The 16,930-nt window shown below is 64.6% G+C and carries 18 protein-coding genes; 6 read left to right on the plus strand and 12 right to left on the minus strand.

Annotated elements, in window-relative coordinates; translation table 11 throughout:
• Positions 1-112 precede the first annotated feature (112 nt).
• From ACTXG5_RS25030 to ACTXG5_RS25045, 4 genes are all read right to left on the minus strand, one after another.
• Positions 113-601, minus strand: coding sequence for a hypothetical protein (locus tag ACTXG5_RS25030; RefSeq protein ID WP_445161347.1), 489 nt, complete (start codon positions 599-601; stop codon positions 113-115).
• Positions 602-745: 144 nt separating this feature from the next.
• Positions 746-1,720, minus strand: coding sequence for a class 1b ribonucleoside-diphosphate reductase subunit beta (gene nrdF, locus ACTXG5_RS25035; RefSeq protein WP_445161348.1), 975 nt, complete (start codon positions 1,718-1,720; stop codon positions 746-748).
• Between the two features lie 116 nt (positions 1,721-1,836).
• A complete protein-coding gene (locus ACTXG5_RS25040) occupies positions 1,837-2,895 on the minus strand; it encodes a YncE family protein (RefSeq protein ID WP_445161349.1) in 1,059 nt (352 codons plus the stop codon).
• A 29-nt stretch (positions 2,896-2,924) separates the two neighbouring features.
• The gene (locus ACTXG5_RS25045; RefSeq protein ID WP_445161350.1) at positions 2,925-3,527 is read right to left on the minus strand and encodes a TetR/AcrR family transcriptional regulator; all 603 of its coding nucleotides are present in this window, start codon (positions 3,525-3,527) and stop codon (positions 2,925-2,927) included.
• Positions 3,528-3,620: 93 nt separating this feature from the next.
• Between ACTXG5_RS25045 and ACTXG5_RS25050 the strand changes: the two genes are divergently transcribed.
• From ACTXG5_RS25050 to ACTXG5_RS25060, 3 genes are read left to right on the plus strand one after another with little or no spacing between them, the layout of a single operon-like run.
• On the plus strand, positions 3,621-5,195 hold the full coding sequence (locus ACTXG5_RS25050) for a phytoene desaturase family protein (RefSeq protein ID WP_445161351.1): 1,575 nt from the start codon (positions 3,621-3,623) through the stop codon (positions 5,193-5,195).
• A 41-nt stretch (positions 5,196-5,236) separates the two neighbouring features.
• On the plus strand, positions 5,237-5,683 hold the full coding sequence (locus ACTXG5_RS25055; protein WP_445161352.1) for an SRPBCC family protein: 447 nt from the start codon (positions 5,237-5,239) through the stop codon (positions 5,681-5,683).
• The gene (locus ACTXG5_RS25060) at positions 5,667-6,206 is read left to right on the plus strand and encodes a TetR/AcrR family transcriptional regulator (RefSeq protein WP_445161353.1); all 540 of its coding nucleotides are present in this window, start codon (positions 5,667-5,669) and stop codon (positions 6,204-6,206) included. Before ACTXG5_RS25055 ends, ACTXG5_RS25060 begins: the two co-directional genes overlap by 17 nt.
• A 30-nt stretch (positions 6,207-6,236) precedes the next feature.
• On the opposite strand, the gene ACTXG5_RS25065 is transcribed toward ACTXG5_RS25060, so the two are convergent.
• Positions 6,237-6,809 carry a TetR/AcrR family transcriptional regulator gene (locus ACTXG5_RS25065; RefSeq protein ID WP_445161354.1) on the minus strand — a complete coding sequence of 191 codons (573 nt, stop codon included), beginning with the start codon at positions 6,807-6,809 and terminating at the stop codon, positions 6,237-6,239.
• Between the two features lie 100 nt (positions 6,810-6,909).
• On the opposite strand from ACTXG5_RS25065, the gene ACTXG5_RS25070 reads away from it, so the two are divergent.
• Positions 6,910-7,839, plus strand: a complete 930-nt coding sequence (locus tag ACTXG5_RS25070; protein WP_445161355.1) for an SDR family oxidoreductase — start codon at positions 6,910-6,912, stop codon at positions 7,837-7,839.
• 4 nt (positions 7,840-7,843) lie between these two features.
• Here the strand turns inward: ACTXG5_RS25070 and ACTXG5_RS25075 are convergent, their stop codons facing one another.
• The 6 genes from ACTXG5_RS25075 to ACTXG5_RS25100 all read right to left on the minus strand — a co-directional run bounded on the left by ACTXG5_RS25075 (position 7,844) and on the right by ACTXG5_RS25100 (position 14,305).
• Entirely contained in the window at positions 7,844-9,421 is a 1,578-nt protein-coding gene (locus tag ACTXG5_RS25075) for a flavin-containing monooxygenase (RefSeq protein ID WP_445161356.1), read from the minus strand.
• 153 nt (positions 9,422-9,574) lie between these two features.
• On the minus strand, positions 9,575-10,315 hold the full coding sequence (locus tag ACTXG5_RS25080) for a TetR/AcrR family transcriptional regulator (RefSeq protein ID WP_445161357.1): 741 nt from the start codon (positions 10,313-10,315) through the stop codon (positions 9,575-9,577).
• 56 nt (positions 10,316-10,371) lie between these two features.
• Positions 10,372-12,453, minus strand: coding sequence for a class 1b ribonucleoside-diphosphate reductase subunit alpha (gene nrdE / locus ACTXG5_RS25085; protein ID WP_445164585.1), 2,082 nt, complete (start codon positions 12,451-12,453; stop codon positions 10,372-10,374).
• A gap of 50 nt (positions 12,454-12,503) precedes the next feature.
• Entirely contained in the window at positions 12,504-12,959 is a 456-nt protein-coding gene (gene nrdI, locus ACTXG5_RS25090; protein WP_445161358.1) for a class Ib ribonucleoside-diphosphate reductase assembly flavoprotein NrdI, read from the minus strand.
• A 35-nt stretch (positions 12,960-12,994) separates the two neighbouring features.
• Positions 12,995-13,234, minus strand: coding sequence for a redoxin NrdH (locus ACTXG5_RS25095; RefSeq protein ID WP_445161359.1), 240 nt, complete (start codon positions 13,232-13,234; stop codon positions 12,995-12,997).
• Positions 13,235-13,747: 513 nt separating this feature from the next.
• The gene (locus ACTXG5_RS25100; RefSeq protein WP_445161360.1) at positions 13,748-14,305 is read right to left on the minus strand and encodes an NAD(P)H-dependent oxidoreductase; all 558 of its coding nucleotides are present in this window, start codon (positions 14,303-14,305) and stop codon (positions 13,748-13,750) included.
• Positions 14,306-14,395: 90 nt separating this feature from the next.
• On the opposite strand from ACTXG5_RS25100, the gene ACTXG5_RS25105 reads away from it, so the two are divergent.
• Together ACTXG5_RS25105 and ACTXG5_RS25110 are read left to right on the plus strand one after the other, a co-directional pair.
• On the plus strand, positions 14,396-15,010 hold the full coding sequence (locus tag ACTXG5_RS25105) for a TetR/AcrR family transcriptional regulator (protein WP_445161361.1): 615 nt from the start codon (positions 14,396-14,398) through the stop codon (positions 15,008-15,010).
• 9 nt (positions 15,011-15,019) lie between these two features.
• Entirely contained in the window at positions 15,020-16,063 is a 1,044-nt protein-coding gene (locus ACTXG5_RS25110; RefSeq protein ID WP_445161362.1) for a DNA polymerase IV, read from the plus strand.
• On the opposite strand, the gene ACTXG5_RS25115 is transcribed toward ACTXG5_RS25110, so the two are convergent.
• On the minus strand, positions 16,025-16,930 hold the full coding sequence (locus tag ACTXG5_RS25115; RefSeq protein WP_445161363.1) for an SDR family oxidoreductase: 906 nt from the start codon (positions 16,928-16,930) through the stop codon (positions 16,025-16,027). The two genes, ACTXG5_RS25110 and ACTXG5_RS25115, sit on opposite strands and share 39 nt — an antisense overlap.

The following is a 16,930-nucleotide window of genomic DNA, read 5'->3' on the forward strand; positions in this document are numbered from 1 at the left end:
CAGTCTCACGGTAGGGGCACGACCGTGGTGCCGGACCGTAGCGACTATTCATATGCAGTTCACGACCTGAACATCTGGTGCGAGAAATCCCCGGTGCCGGTTACCGGTGGGCTCAACTGTTCTCGTCGCGCAGGGCTTGCATCGCCAAGTTGTTGAGCAGCTGCCGGCCGGGATCGGTGCGTAACTGGGGCAGCAGCGCGGAGACGAGACCGGCGGCGGTGAGCGCGAGGCGCACCAGACCGTCAGGCGCCGTGGCTGCGTCGCGGATCACTTCATACTCAACGTCGGCATCGTGAGAATGCTGTGCCATGGCGATCCGGGCGACGAGTTGGTTGTCGCGGTCGAGATCGACCTCGTCGGCGGCAGACGCCACGGTGAGCATGTCGCCGATCTCCGCGACTTCGTCCGGTTCGCACAGCTGAGCCACCAGTTGCCACAGGATCGACACGGTCGCGCGGATCAGCTGTGGAAGCCGGTCAGTGGGAATGACGTCATCGTCGAGGATGACGCGCATACCCGCTTCGTCGCCGCGCTCGCCGTGCTGAATCAGCGCCAATGCGCGACGGAAGTCTGCTGCGCCTACGCCGTCCTCATCGCTCATCCTGCACATCCTGCCCCGCCGCGCCGGGGCGACGTCAATCAGCCTGCAGGAAAGCAGAATTCACAAGGGCACACGCATGCCGAACCACGTCACCGCGTTCTCACCACGCATCCACCGGGCAATTGCGCCCTTTAACTCCGACGTTTAGAAGTCCCAGTCCGCGTCTTCGGTGTTGACGGCCTTGCCGATCACGTACGACGACCCGGAGCCGGAGAAGAAGTCGTGGTTCTCGTCGGCGTTGGGCGATAGCGCCGACAGGATCGCCGGGTTCACATCGGTCTCGTCGCGCGGGAACAGCGCCTCGTAGCCCAGGTTCATCAGCGCCTTGTTTGCGTTGTAGCGCAAGAACTTTTTGACGTCCTCGGTCAGCCCGACCTCGTCGTAGAGATCCTGGGTGTACTCCACCTCGTTGTCGTAGAGCTCGAAGAGCAATTCGTAGGTGTAGTCCTTGAGCTCGGCCTTGCGGGTTTCGTCCACCAGCGCCAGGCCCTTTTGGAATTTGTAGCCGATGTAGTAACCGTGCACGGCCTCGTCGCGAATGATCAGCCGGATCATGTCGGCGGTGTTGGTCAGCTTGGCCCGGCTCGACCAGTACATCGGCAGGTAGAAGCCCGAGTAGAACAGGAAGCTCTCCAGCAGCGTGGAGGCCACCTTGCGCTTCAGCGGCTCGTCGCCCTTGTAGTACTCCATGACGATCTCGGCCTTGCGCTGCAGGTTGACGTTCTCCTCCGACCAGCGGAAGGCGTCGTCGATCTCGGCCGTCGAGCACAGCGTGGAGAAGATCGAGCTGTAGCTCTTGGCGTGCACCGACTCCATGAACGCGATGTTGGTGTAGACGGCCTGTTCGTGCGGTGTCAGCGCATCGGGAATCAGGCTGACCGCCCCGACCGTGCCCTGAATGGTGTCCAGCAATGTCAGCCCGGTGAAGACGCGCATCGTGAGCTGCTTCTCGTTGGCGGTCAGCGTCCCCCACGACGGCAGGTCGTTGGACACCGGCACCTTCTCGGGCAGCCAGAAATTGCCGGTCAACCGGTCCCAGACCTCGGCGTCCTTATCGTCTTGCACCCGGTTCCAGTTGATCGCCGACGTCCGGTCGATCAGTCTCATGTTGTCGGTCACCAGAACCCCACTTCACACGCCGTTTTGCCTGAGGGATGTCAGGCTCCAGACACTACCCCTGGGGTCCGACAAGCACGTGGAACACAAGAACTTGTGTCTGCGTGTCGCCACACCGATTACGGCGCAACGTCGATCACCTGCACGACACCAGCGGAAACCCCGGCCACGAACAGCCGACCGCTCTGCGAATCCACCCCCAGGGTGTAGGGATTCTGCACCGTGGCAAACCGTTGCACCCGGCGCGGCGTCGGCTCGCTCATGTCGTAGCCGATGACTTCGTTGGTGCCCGAGGAGGCCACCCAGAGCCGGTCACGCGCGGCGTCGTAGGCAATGCCATACGGTCCGCCCGGCTGACTGATGCCGGCCACCTGGCGCGGCGCGGGCAGCGGAGTGAACACCAGGACCGCATCGCCACGTGTATCGGTCGCGATCATGCGTCCGTGTCGGTCGGCGACCAGATGGGTGGGACCCGCACCGGCCGGCGTTGAGCCCACGATGGTCAGCCGGCTGGCGTCGTACACCGTCAGGTCGTTCTTACGCACATCGAGCACGCCCATCGAGGTGCCGACGGGCGCCGTCCCAGCCGGTTGCACGCCGTCGGTGAAGACTTTGACAATCTGGTCGCCGCGCAGCACCGTCACCGTCCCGCCATGTTCGTTGGCGACGAAAACGGTGCCGTTGGCTGCCTCGGCGGCGTCGTGCGGCGCGCTGCCGGTGACGATCGGCGGCTGCGCCCACCCCCGTGGAAGCTCGACCCGCACCAGGGCGTTGGCACTCTCGACCGGAACCAGGATCGGACCCCCCGGGGCGGCGAGCTGCAGATGCCGGACGGTGCCCGGCAACGGGACTCGGGCGGTGATGGCGCCGGAGCCCACGTCCATCAGTACCAACTCGTTCGGATCACGCGTGGCGACCGCGACGGTCCGCGTTAGCGCGTCGACGACGACACCTTCGGCCGCGTGGCCCACCGGGATGATCCGCCCGACGGGTGTTTCGCTGGGCGGCAGCGCGTTCTGCGGCTCGGCCGCCGACGGCAGCCCTGCCATAGGTGGGCGACTGCCCTCGGTGGGCACCCCGGGCGGCAGCAGGCCGGTGGTCGTCAACGCGGTGTGCGGCGCCGCCGCCTCATGGTGAGCACATGCCACCAACAAGACGACCGCAAGACCGAGTAACATTCGGCCACAACGGCTTTCGCTACGCATCGTCAGTCCAGCCCGGCGTGTTGCAAGGTGTGCGTCAGACCGTCTTCCAGCGCACTCAACGCAATGTCGGTGAGACGGCTCAACTCGTCGATGCCGTCGCCGCCCTTGCTCATCCAGGCTTCCAGCGAGGCAAACACCGCTGTGGCCAAACTGTGTGCCGCGATGTCGGCGATCATCGCGCCGTCGGCAGTGGGTTTGGACCGTTCATGGATGAAGCGGCCGATCTCGTCGGCGACCTGGTCCCGCATCCGGCGGATGTGCGTGGCGATGATGTCCTGGTCGAGGTCGCGCGACCGGATGGTGGCCGCTTCGCGGACCATCGCGAAGTCAAAAGGGAAGGCGTCCACCGCTTTTCGCACCGACGCGGTGACGGGTTCGCCGTGCGGGCGCAACGCCAGCGCTCGGGCGAACCATTCGAAGCCGATGTCGTAGTCGGCAAAGATCACCGCGTGCTTGGACGGGAAGTGCCGGTAGAAGGTTCGCTCGGTCACCCCGACATCGGCGGCAATATCGGAAACGCTGGTTTGGTGCACGCCGTCGGCGACGAAGCGCTTCATCGCTGCCTGTTGCAGCGCCTGGCGCGTGCGCTGTCTACGGGATTCCACGGGGTAAGCAGACACCAAATGTCAGCATTGACGCAAATATGTCATGTGTGACATTGTGCCTTCTGTCGAGGGATCAGCACCGGAGGAGTCAGCATGGCCGACTATGACGCGATCATCATCGGAGCAGGTCACAACGGTTTGGTGGCCGCGAATGTGCTGGCGAAGGGGGGCGCGAAAGTGCTTGTCCTGGAACGCGCGCACTTCCTTGGCGGGATGGCCGCGACCCGGGAGCTCTTCGACGGATACAAGCACAGCGTGGGCGCGTGGGCCGTGCTGATCTGGCGCCAGGAGATGACCGAACGCCTGGAGCTGACCAAGTGGGGCTTCGAGCTGATGGATCAGTGGACCTCGACATGCACATTCGGCGACGCCGCCGACACCCCGTTCGTGATGTACAACGACCTGGAGCGCATGGGGCGTCATCTCCTCGAGGATCACGGCGCCGACGTCGCGACCGCGCTCGGCGGATTGTTCGCGCACCTCGGGCGATTCGCGCCCTATTTCGTCGACTCGGCGTTCGGTCCGCCGCTCGACATCACCGAGGTGATCGCCTCCCAGCCCACCCCCGCGGATCGTCACGACTTCGCCCAGATGTGGTACGGCAGCACGATGGACACGGTCCGCCGCTTCCTGGACCCCGACCAAGGCCGCTGCATCCAGGGCTCGCTGGCCGCGATGTCGATCGACGCGTTCGACGGCGGCCCCTGGACCCCGGGCTCGAATGCGTCGACGCTCTACCACTACCTGATCGGCGGCGGCAACGTCGAATACATCATGCCGCGCGGTGGCATCGGCGCGCTGAGTGCGGCGCTGTGCCGACGCGCCGAGTCGTTGGGCGCCGAGGTGCAGCTCAAGCAGCACGTCAAGGAAATCCTGGTCACCGACGGGCGCGCCACCGGGGTCCAGTTGCGGGATGGCACAACGATTTCCGCCGACGCGGTGCTGTCGTCACTCGACCCCTACACCACATTCGTGAATCTGGCCGGCGTGCAGAACTTTCCGCCCGACTACATCCGCAAGATCAAGGAGATCAACTTCAACCTGGGTTATATCCAGGCGCATCTCACCATTGACCAAGCGCCCCAATGGATCGAGCGCCTGCAGCCCTACCTGCAGGACAACGGGCAGTCGTGTCCCACCGTCGCCTATGCACCGTCCCCGGAATACATCAGCGACGCCTGGGAGCAATACCGCAAGGGGCTGCTGCCCGACGCGCCTCCCACCTACCTGTACATCCCCAGCATGGTCGACTCGTCGCTGGCGCCCGAAGGCAAGCACAGCGCAACCATCTTCACGCCCTACTTCCCCACCGGGCTGGACGCCGACGAAAACCGAAGCTGGAAAGAGCAATACGCCGACACCTGCGTGCGTATTTTCGACAAGTTCGCGCCCGGGTTCGCCGACTCGGTCACCAACCGCGTCGTGTTCTCCAACCGCTACTTCGGCAGCACCTTCAGCGCCCACGCCGGCGACTACTCGCACGGCCTGCTGCAGCCCAACCAACTGTGGACGGGCCGCGTCGTCGAGGGAGCCGACAAGTTCGCCACGCCGGTTGACGGGCTCTACCTCTGCGGCCAGTGCACCCACCCTGGTCCGGGAGTCACCGGCATCCCCGGGTGGAACGGCGCCGAAGCGGCCCTCAAACATCTCAACGCGCGCGTCGGATAGGCGGCTGTTCACACCCCGGTTAAACATGTACCATTTGGTACATGTTTAACGAAGACAGCGTTGAAATCGAGGCGCCGGCGCAGCTGGTCTGGGATGTCTTCAGCGACGTCGAGCACTGGCCCGACTGGACCGCGTCGGTGACGTCACTGGTCGGACTCGATGCGCCCGCCCTCGCCGTGGGCCGCCGGTTCGCGATCAAACAGCCCGGCATGGCGAAGCTGGTTTGGACGGTCACCGAGATCGACCCGGGCTCGTCCTGGACCTGGGTGCAACGCGCGCCCGGCTCGCTGGTGACCGCCCGGCACGATGTCATCGGCCAACCGGGCGGTCGCACCTTGGTGCGCCAGCAACTCGACCAGGGCGGCGCACTCGGCGGTCTCGTCGGGCGGCTGATGGTCAAGAAGACCAAGCGCTTCCTCGAACTCGAGGCCCAAGGACTCAAGGCCCGGTCTGAGCAGCTCAGCCGAGCCGATGGCTCGCACTCCTGACCTACAGCGGCGCCGGGAACTGCTCGACGCCCTGATCGAGGAGTTCTCTGACGGCGGCATCGGCGACCGCTCACTGCGCGAGGTGGCCGCCGCCGTCGGCACCAGCCATCGAATGTTGCTGCACCACTTCGGATCTCGAGAGGATCTGCTCGTAGCGATCGTTGAGCAGGTGGAACAGCGGCAGATGGGCCTGCTCTCCGAATTGCCCACGAATCCGGCCGAAGGCTTTGCCGCGATGTGGGCCGATCTCCATCGGCCCGAGCTACGCCGGCTGGAACGGCTCTTCTTCGAGTGCTACGCCCGTGGCGCCCAGGGCGAGAAGCCGTTCGATCGCATGGTGCCCGGCGCTGTCGACGGCTGGCTCTCCGAGGTCAAAGGTGTTGCCGGCCAGGCATTCGATCCGGCGATGGCCCGGCTCGGGCTGGCCGTCACGCGCGGACTGCTGCTGGATCTGGTGGCCACCAACGACGATTCCGGCGTGGACGCGGCCGCCCAGGCTTTCGCGAGTCTCCTGCGCCGATGAACGACGCACCGCACGCGCCCCGTCCGGAGACTACTTCGCTTTTGGCAACACCGAGATGAGTGTGTCGACGAGTTCCTCGGCGTTGGTGTGCCACTTGTCCAAATCCATGTGGCCGCTTAGATCCAATCCCGTGATGCCGTGGGCGCTGGTCAAAAGGAGTGCCCCATAACGTCGGGCCTGCCCCGGACCGGTGATGCGACCCACGATGTCGAGGAACAAGTCCTGCGTGCGTTCCGCTACCCGGATCGCTTCGGTCGGGTCACCCGCCGGCGTAGTGAACATCAGGCGGTACAGGTGCGGCCGAGTACGTCCGATGGTGATCAGCGAAAGCAGACCGGCTCGCAAGGACTCCTCGGGCGAGTCGTCGCTGTTGACCAACACCTCGAGCGCATCACCGAGGTCGCTCAACGCGTTCGTAGCCAGGACCGTGAGCAGAGATTCCTTGTCCGCGAAGTGCCGATACGCCGCCGAGCGCGACACGCCACTGCGAGCACCCACCTCGCGCAGCGTCACCGCCTCCACTCCGCCGAGGTCGAGCAACACCCCCGCCGCCTCGATCAGCGAATGGCGCGTTGCCGCAGCACTCTCCGATCGTGTGGTCACTCGCAGAGCATAAGCCGGGTTTGAGTTGACAATGTCAACTCAACTGTTATTTTGAGATGACAGCGTCAACTCAAGCGCTCACCACCGGATGGAGCCCGCCATGAATTCCTCGAATCGCGCCGACCGCCAGGAGCTGATCGTCGTCACCGGTGCTTCCACGGGTATGGGCGCGGCCAGCGCTCGAGAACTGGCCCGCAAGGGTTTTCACGTGCTCGCCGGTGTACGCCGCGAGGCCGACGCCGATGCGCTCGTGGCCGACGGGCTTGAGGGGCTAGAACCGCACATCCTCGACATCACCGTGGAATCGGACGTGGCCGCGATCGCCGACCGTGTCGCCAGCGATCCGCTGCATCGTCCGCTGCGCGCCCTGGTCAACAACGCCGGGATCGCGATCAACGCGCCGGTCGAAACGCTGCCACTGGCGCAGTGGCGCCGGCAGTTCGAGGTCAATCTGTTCGGTCACATCGCGATGACCCAGGCGCTGTTGCCGGCCCTACTGATCAGCTCGGGCACCGTCGTGAACATCAGTTCCGTCGGCGGCAAGGTGGTGTTGCCGACGTACGGCGCCTACGCCGGTTCGAAGTTCGCCCTCGAGGCCGTCAGCGACGCCTTGCGGCGTGAGGTCGCCCAGCTGGGCATCAAGGTGGTCGTCATCGAACCCGGCGCAGTCAAGACCGACATGGCCGAGCGTGGAATCGCCACCGCGGAGGGACTAATGGCGAACATGACCGCTCCCCAACTCGCACGGTACGACGACCTCGCCGCGGCCGTCACGGCGCAAGCCCGATCGTTCATCGACACCGGCGTTTCGGCCGAACACGCGGCAAAAGTGATCGCCAAGGCCGCCACCGCATCTCACCCCCGGACTCGCTACACGATCGGACGCGACGCCGCGATCCTCGTGCGGATCAGCCGCGTTGTCTCCGATCGGGTCCTGGACCGCATAGTGCGCATGAATCTTGGGTCCTTTGTCAAAGGCCCGGAATCAGGCGAAAGGCACAGCGCCCCAACAACTTCGCTCGGGGTCTAGGCGATCAGCCTTGAGCCGCCACCGCCGCGCTCTTGGCGCGTGAGCCGGTGCGCACCCCGAGGAACTGGTACTCGTCGCGCTTGATTGAGCGGGTCGCCCGCCAATACTGCCAGGTGTAGCCGCCCCACAGCACCGTGTTCTTGCCGTGCTCGTCGAGGTACCAGCTGCTGCAGCCGCCGCTGTTCCACACCGAGTCCTTCAGCATCTCCTGCAGTTCGGCGTTGAACTTGTCCTGCGCGGCGCGGATTGGGGCCAGAGCCTGGGCGCCGAGTTTGTCGCAGGTCTTGATCGCATCGGCCACGTAGCGGATCTGGGACTCGATCATGAACACCACGGAGTTGTGCCCCAGCCCGGTGTTGGGTCCCAGCAGGAAGAACAGGTTGGGCATCTCGGCGACGGTGATCCCGCGATGCGCGCCGATGCCCTCCCTGTTCCAGCGGTCGACCAGGTCCTCACCGTGGCGTCCCTTGATCTGGACGTAGGTGTAGGAGTCGGTGACGTGGAAGCCGGTGCCGTACACGATCACGTCCGCTTTTCTTTGGGTCTCACGGCCGGTGCCGTCGGCGGTGACGATTCCGTCGGGCGTGATCCGGGCGATGCCGTCGGTGATCAGTTCGGTCTTTGGGTCGGCGACCGCACCGTAGTACGTCGACGAGTTCAGGATCCGCTTGCATCCGATGCGGTAATTCGGAATCAGCTTGCGCCGCAGCCCGCGGTCCTTCACCGAACGACGGATGTTGTACTTGCAGTACGCCTCAATGAATTTCAGCAGGTTCGGCCGCTTGGTCAAGCCGATCGCCACCGCCTCCTGCCCCCAGTAGATCGCCAGACGCACCAGCGCCCGCAGCCCGGGGACGGTCTCCATGGCCCGGCGCAGTGCCGGCGGGAGGTCGGGGTTGGAGCGCGGCACCACCCACGGCGGAGTGCGTTGGTAGAGCTGAAGTTCGGCGACCTGCCCGACGATCTCCGGCACGATCTGGATCGCGCTGGCGCCGGTGCCGATCATCGCCACCCGCTTGCCGGTGAGGTCGACGCTGTGGTCCCACTCCGCGGAATGGAATGCGGGGCCACGGAATTCGTCGCGGCCCTCGATTTCGGGGATCGACGGGATGTGCAGTGCACCCGCGCCCGAGATCAGGAACTGGGCGATGTATTCGCGCCCGTCGGTGGTGAACACATGCCAGCGGTGCTCGTCGTCGTCCCAATGGGCCCGGTCGACCAGCGAGTTGAACTCGATGTAGGGGCGCAGCCCGTATTTCTCGGTCACTCCCTTGAGGTAGTCCCAGATCTCGGGCTGATAGGAGAACGGGTTCTTCCAGTCCGGCTTGGGCTCGAAGGAGAACGAGTACAGGTGCGACGGGATGTCGCAGGCACACCCCGGGTAGATGTTGTCCCGCCAGGTGCCGCCGACGTCGTCGGCTTTCTCCAGGATGACGAAGTCCACACCCTGCTGCTGCAGCTTGATGCCCATGCCGAGACCGGAGAATCCGGTCCCGATGATCAGGGCGCGGGTATGCACCGGCGTCGGGGCCTCGTGCCCCGGAACCGGGTTTGCCTCGGCTTGTATCAATGCATCGGTCACAGTGGATCGGTCTTTCTATTGGCCTATCAGCTCGGACGTCAGCTGGCGCGTCTCGTGCCGACCCTCGCCCAGCTCACGCGAATACCCAGTACCCACGGTATCGGATACAACGATTGTTAGCAAAGCCCGATGCGATGTCAACATCGCCGCTGCTCAGCTGGCGGCAGGATTGCTTCGCACGGCGCTGTGGATCGGCTGGTCGGGGTCCACCGCGATGCCCAGCGCCTCGGCGGTGCCGACGATGACCCCCATCATGATGGTGGTCAGATGGGCGACGAACTGCTCGTGCGGCATGCGTCGTGGGCTGTCCGGGTCGGGGCCCAACCACCACTCGGTGGATGACGCGGCCGCTCCGAAGGCCGCGTGTGCGGCCAGTTCGAAGGCCGCATGGTCCAGCTTCATGTCCTTGAGTTCGTTGTCGAACATGTCGGCCATGGTCAAGGTGATCTGACGGCCCTCGTTGAGCGTGCGCACCGTGGACTCGGTGGTCGCTCCGGAGCGCGCCGAAATGAACACGCGCAGCACGTTGGGATGCTGATCGACGAGGGTGACGTACTCGTCGACACCGTGGCGGACGATGTCGCGGGCCGAGTCGGTGGCCAGGTTGATCGACGGGAAGATAGCGGCCCACAGCATGTCGCGCAGCTGCTCGCCGATCGCCTGGAACAGGTCGGACTTGTCGTGGAAATGCCGGTAGATCTTCGGCTTGGCGGTGCCGGCTTCCTCGGCGATTTCCCGCACGCTCAGCTCGGGCCCCAGGCGGTCGATGGCGCGGAATGCCGCCTCGACGATTTCGCTGCGCACCTTCTTGCGGTGCTCCCGCCAACGTTCGCTGCGCGCGTCGACCTTCGCCCCCGGCTTCACGCTCGGGTGGGGTCGAGGAATTCTCACCACCTAAAGCACCTTACCCCGTTGTAGGCGCTGACCTGCACAGACTGGCCGCCGGGCGCCTACAGCATGCAGGACACGCAGCCCTCGACCTCGGTTCCTTCCAATGCCATCTGCCGTAGTCGGATGTAGTACAGCGTCTTGATCCCCTTGCGCCAGGCGTAGATCTGGGCCTTGTTGACGTCGCGGGTGCTGGCGGTGTCCTTGAAGAACAACGTCAGCGACAGGCCCTGGTCCACATGCTGAGTGGCGGCGGCGTAGGTGTCGATGATCTTCTCGTAGCCGATCTCGTACGCGTCCTGGTAGTACTCCAGGTTGTCGTTGGTCAGGTACGGCGCCGGGTAGTAGACGCGGCCGATCTTGCCTTCCTTGCGGATCTCAATCTTGCTCGCCACCGGGTGGATCGAGCTGGTCGAGTGGTTGATGTAGGAGATCGATCCGGTCGGCGGGACAGCCTGCAGGTTCTGGTTGTAGATCCCGTGCTGCTGCACCGATTCCTTCAACCGCTTCCAGTCATCCTGCGTCGGAATCCGAATCTCGGCCTCGGCGAACAACTCCCGCACCCGCGCGGTGGCCGGCTCCCACACCTGGTCGGTGTACTTGTCGAAGAACTCCCCCGACTTGTACTTCGACCGCTCGAACCCGCCGAACGCACTACCCCGTTCGATCGCAATGCGATTCGATGCCCGCAGCGCGTGATACAGCACGGTGTAGAAGTACATGTTGGTGAAGTCGATGCCCTCTTCGGAGCCGTAGAGAATCCGCTCCCGGGCCAGGTAGCCGTGCAGGTTCATCTGGCCGAGACCGATGGCGTGAGAGTCGTTGTTGCCCTGCTCAATTGAGGGCACCGACCAGATGTGGGTCTGGTCGCTCACCGCGGTCAGCGCCCGGATCGACACCTCGATGGTCTGCGCGAAGTCCGGCGAGTCCATCGCCTTGGCGATGTTCAGCGAGCCGAGGTTGCACGAAATGTCCTTGCCCACTTTGGCATACGACAGGTCCTCGTTGAACAGCGACGGCGTGGACACCTGCAGGATCTCCGAGCACAGGTTCGAGTGGGTGATCTTGCCCTCGATCGGGTTCGCCCGGTTCACCGTGTCCTCGTACATGATGTACGGGTAGCCGGACTCGAACTGCAGCTCGGCCAGCGTCTGGAAGAACTCGCGCGCCTTGATCTTCGTCTTGCGGATGCGCGCGTCGTCGACCATCTCGTAGTACTTCTCGGTGATCGAGATGTCGGCGAACGGAACACCGTAGACGCGCTCGACGTCGTACGGCGAGAACAGGTACATGTCCTCGTTTTTCTTGGCCAGCTCGAAGGTGATGTCGGGAATCACCACGCCCAGGCTCAGCGTCTTGATGCGGATCTTCTCGTCGGCGTTCTCCCGCTTGGTGTCCAGGAACCGGTAGATGTCGGGATGGTGCGCCTGCAGGTACACCGCGCCGGCACCCTGACGCGCACCGAGCTGGTTGGCGTAGGAGAACGAGTCCTCGAGCAGCTTCATGATCGGGATGACGCCCGAGCTCTGGTTCTCGATGTTCTTGATGGGCGCGCCGTGCTCGCGAATGTTGCTCAGCAACAACGCAACTCCGCCGCCACGCTTGGACAGCTGCAGAGCGGAGTTGATGGACCGCCCGATGGACTCCATGTTGTCCTCGATGCGCAGCAAAAAGCAGCTCACCGGCTCGCCGCGCTGCTTCTTACCGGAGTTGAGGAACGTCGGGGTGGCCGGCTGGAACCGGCCGTCGATGATCTCGTCGACGAGCTTCTCGGCCAGCATGGTGTCACCGGAGGCCAGAGTCAGCGCCACCATGACGACGCGGTCCTCGAACCGCTCCAGGTAACGCTTCCCGTCGAACGTCTTCAGCGTGTACGAGGTGTAGTACTTGAACGCGCCGAGGAACGTCGGGAACCGGAACTTCTTGGCGTAGGCCCGGTCGAGCAGCGTCTTGACGAAGTTGCGCGAGTACTCGTCGAGCACCTCGCGTTCGTAGTAGTTCTCCTTGATCAGGTAGTCGAGCTTCTCGTCCTGATTGTGGAAGAACACCGTGTTCTGGTTGACGTGCTGCAGAAAGTACTGATGCGCGGCTTCCCGGTCCTTGTCGAACTGGATCTTGCCGTCCTTGTCGTACAGATTGAGCATCGCGTTGAGCGCGTGGTAGTCCGTCTCGCCCGGAAGGGCGTGCGGGGCGGCTACAGGCTCTGCAGCTGTGACGGTTGGTGACACGTCTGGTCCTTCCAGAAGTCAGCAAGCCCCGAGCGGACGGCTTCCACGTCGTCCGGGGTGCCCATGAGTTCGAACCGGTAGAGGTACGGCACGCCGCATTTGCGGGACACCACATTGCCCGCATAGGCGAATTCCGTGCCGAAGTTGTTGTTGCCCGCGGCGATGACGCCGCGGATCAACGACCTGTTGTGCTCGTTGTTCAAGAACGCGATGACTTGCTTGGGGACGTAGCCACCGTCATTGATGTCCGGCGTGACCCGGCCTCCGCCGTACGTGGGCAATATCAATACGTACGGTTCGTCGACCTCGATGCGGCCATGCAGCGGTATCCGCGTGGCGGGACCACCCAGCTTCTGGACGAAGCGGTGGGTGTTCTCCGACACGGAAGAGAAATAGACGAGGTTGCACTGCGTGACATCCATGGCACCGCAACCTCCTTACTTGCTCATCTACTGGACTAGGCGCTCAGCGCCGCCCCGGCAAGCGCCTTGATCCGATCCGGCCGGAAGCCCGACCAGTGGTCGTTTCCTGCCACCACCACGGGGGCCTGCAGATAGCCCAATGCCATCACGTAGTCGCGCGCCTCGGCATCCAGGCTGATGTCGACCTTCTCGTAGGCCAGGCCCTGCTTGTCGAGAGCCTTGTAGGTGGCGCTGCACTGCACACATGCCGGCTTGGTGTACACGGTGATGCTCATTGAAGCCGCTCCTCTGCGGAAAGAAGGTCGGAAATTTTGTTACGGACTGGCAACTGCTTGGGGCACTACATCTGCGCTAAGTTCAGCGATCCGTCAAGCCCCAAGATTCCCGTTCTGCGGCTGTCAGGTTGAAGCACCTGGCTTCGAACCTTCCAACCGATTCCGAGTGGTTCACCGGGCCGGGCTGGCTTGGTGAACCTGGGATCTGCCGGCTGTCGAAACACTACACCTAGGGGCTGACAAGATCCCGAGATACAAGATGTTCCGAATAACAATTCTGAAATTCCCTGGTCGTAAGCCCTGACGCGCATGCCCGCCCCGGCGTGTCGCAGATCACAAACCCCGTCCAAGACGCACATGTGTATCGGTATAGCACCGGCCACCGACAACACCGGTGCCGTCCGCGTGCCTACCCGCCGCTAGCAAAGCCGCCAGGCTAGCTGGCGGCTTTCGCTATTCACTTGCCAGAACGCTGCTGGTCACCAAGCGCACGGCTTGTTGGATACCGCCAAATCAGCCGACCTCGGCCGCGAGCTTGCCGACCACGTCGCGCACATTGGCCACCAACTCGGCGTGCTCGGCGGGAGCCTTGCCCTCCAAAGTTCCAAACGGCACCGACAGTTTGATCGTGTCCACTACCCGTGCGCCGGCGATACCGAAGGACTTGCGGGTCTCGTCGTGCGCCCACACCCCGCCGTACTGTCCGAAAGACCCTCCGACCACTGCCAACGGCTTGCCCTTCAACGCGCTGTTGCCGAACGGTCGAGACAGCCAGTCGATCGCGTTCTTGACGACGGCCGGAATGCTGCCGTTGTACTCGGGGGTGACCACCAGGGCGGCATCCGCCTCGCCGGCCGCGGCGCGCAGCGCATCCACCGAAGCCAGCGGCGGCGCGTCGGTGTTCATGACGTCGTCGATCTCTTCGTTGTAAAACGGCAAGTCCGCCAGACCCTCGAACACGGTGATGGCGACATCGTCGGGCGCTACCTCGACCGCAAGTTCGGCGATCTTGCGATTTATCGATGCCGCGCGCAGACTCCCCACCAACGCCACGACTTTGATCTCTGCCACTGTTCGGTTCCCTTCGGTTGTTGGTCTACATCTTTCCACGACTTAAACGGACTGTAGTCCGTTTTATTCCGGCCGCGTTAAAGTGCAGTGGTGAGCGGTGTCGAGAGGTTGGGCGAATTGCCCGTGTCGGCGCTGCGAGAGCTGCCCCAGGAGCGAGGCGACGCGGCGCGCAACCGCGAGCTGCTGCTGCAGGCAGCACGGCGCCTGGTCGCCACGCGTGGCGCGGACGCGGTCACGATGGACGACGTCGCCGCGGCCGCCGGTGTCGGAAAAGGCACGTTGTTCCGCCGGTTCGGCAGCCGGGCCGGGCTGATGATGGTGCTGCTCGACGAGGACGAACGCGCCAGTCAGCAGGCCTTTCTGTTCGGCCCGCCGCCGCTGGGACCCGACGCGCCGCCGATGGACCGACTGGTGGCGTTCGGCCGGGACCGCCTGTGCTTCGTGCACGCCCACCACGCGCTGCTCTCGGCGGCCAAAGGCGATCCGGTGACCCGCCACGTGGGCGCCGCTGCGGTGCAGCGCACCCATGTGCGGGTGCTGTTGCAGGCGGCCCACACCAGTGGCGATCTCGAGGTCCAGACCGACGCGCTGCTGTCCCTGCTCGACGTGGATTATGTGGAGCACCAACTGAATTACGGCAAACACACCCTCGAGACGCTGGGCGATGCCTGGGAAAGCTTGGCGCGCAAACTGTGTGGGCGGTGACCTGACCCCATGGCCTCGCCGGAGTCGAGCTGGGTCCTGCATGTCGATCTCGACCAATTTCTGGCGTCGGTCGAGCTGCGCCGCCATCCCGAACTGGCCGGGCTGCCTGTCATCGTCGGCGGCAGCGGTGATCCCACCGAACCGCGCAAGGTCGTCACCTGCGCCTCGTACGAGGCCCGCGAGTTCGGGGTGCACGCGGGCATGCCATTGCGTACCGCCGCTCGGCGCTGCCCCGGCGCCACCTTCTTGCCATCAGATCCGGCCGCCTACGACGAGGCATCCGAGCAGGTGATGGGATTGCTGCGGGACCTGGGGCACCCGGTCGAGGTATGGGGCTGGGACGAAGCCTATGTGGCGGTGACGGCCGCCGATTCCGTTGAAGTCGCGGAACGGATTCGCGCCGTTGTCTTTTCGGAGACCGGGCTGTCGTGTTCGGTCGGCATCAGCGACAACAAACAGCGCGCCAAGGTGGCCACCGGCTTTGCGAAACCGGGCGGCGTCTTCACGCTCACCGACGCGAACTGGATGAACGTGATGGCCGAGCGTCCGGTGGACGCGCTGTGGGGCGTGGGCCCGAAGACGGCGAAAAAGCTTGCGGCGCTGGATGTTACCACTGTGCGAGAGCTGGCGAATAGCGATGCCGAGCTGCTGACGTCGGCCTTCGGCTCGCGCACCGGCCTGTGGCTGCTGCTGCTCGCCAAGGGCGGTGGCGAGCAGCAGGTCAGCGCCGAGCCCTGGGTTCCGCGCTCCCGCAGCCACGTCGTCACATTCCCGCGCGACCTCACCGACCGATCCGAAATGGACTCGGCTGTAACAGAATTGGCGAGGCAAGCCCTGGATGACGTCGTGGCGTCGGCACGCGTCGTCACCCGGGTCGCGGTCACGGTGCGGACCGCGACGTTCTACACGCGGACCAAAATCCGCAAGCTGCCGGCGCCCACCACCGATCCCGACGTCATCGTCGCGGCCGCCCTGCAGGTCCTGGATCTGTTCGAACTCGACCGTCCGGTCCGATTACTCGGGGTGCGACTCGAATTGGTCATGCCGGCCTAGCTGCGCCGGGCTGGGCCGAAGCGCCCGGGTGAAGATGACGTTCACCTGACGCATGGCCACGCTATAGGGCCACCACGCCAGCCGCTTGAACGCATACAGCGCGCGAATGTCCTGCGACGTGTAGATCAGGTATCTGTTTTTCGCCACTCCGGCCAAGATCTTCTCGGCAGCCGTCTCCGCCGACACCGCATGACCGCTGAAGCGGTCGACCCACCGGCTGACCCTGGGGTCGTCCCGGTCTACGCCGGCGATCTCGACGGTTTTGACCAGCGGCGTCTTCACCGCGCCGGGCACCACCACGGAAACCCCGATGCGGTGCCGGGCCAGATCGAAGCGCAGCACCTCGGACAGCCCGCGTAACCCGTACTTGCTGGCGCTGTAGGCGGCATGCCAAGGCAGCGCGACCAATCCGGCCGCCGACGACACATTGACCACGTGGCCACCGCGGCCGGCCGCCACCATCGACGGAACGAACGTCTCAATGACGTGGATCGGGCCCATCAGGTTGATCGCGATCATCTTGGTCCACTGCTCGTGGCTCAGTCGATCAACGGTCCCCCAGGCCGACACTCCGGCGATGTTCATCACGACGTCCATGCTCGAGTGGGCGGCGTGGATGTCGGCGGCGAACGCCGTGACTTCGTCGTAGTTGGCGATGTCCAGCACCCGGTGCGCCGGCACTTGCGCACCCAACGCGCGGGCGTCGGCCACCGTTTGTGCCAGCCCGTCGGCGTCGCGATCCGTCAGGAACAACTCGGCCCCCTGCGCCGCCAGCCGCAACGCGGTGGCCCGGCCGATGCCGCTGGCCGCGCCGGTGACAAGACTGCGCTTTCCCGCGAAGTACCGCGCGGATCCTCTCTGCGCCAT

The organism is Mycobacterium sp. Dal123C01, from assembly GCF_052566995.1.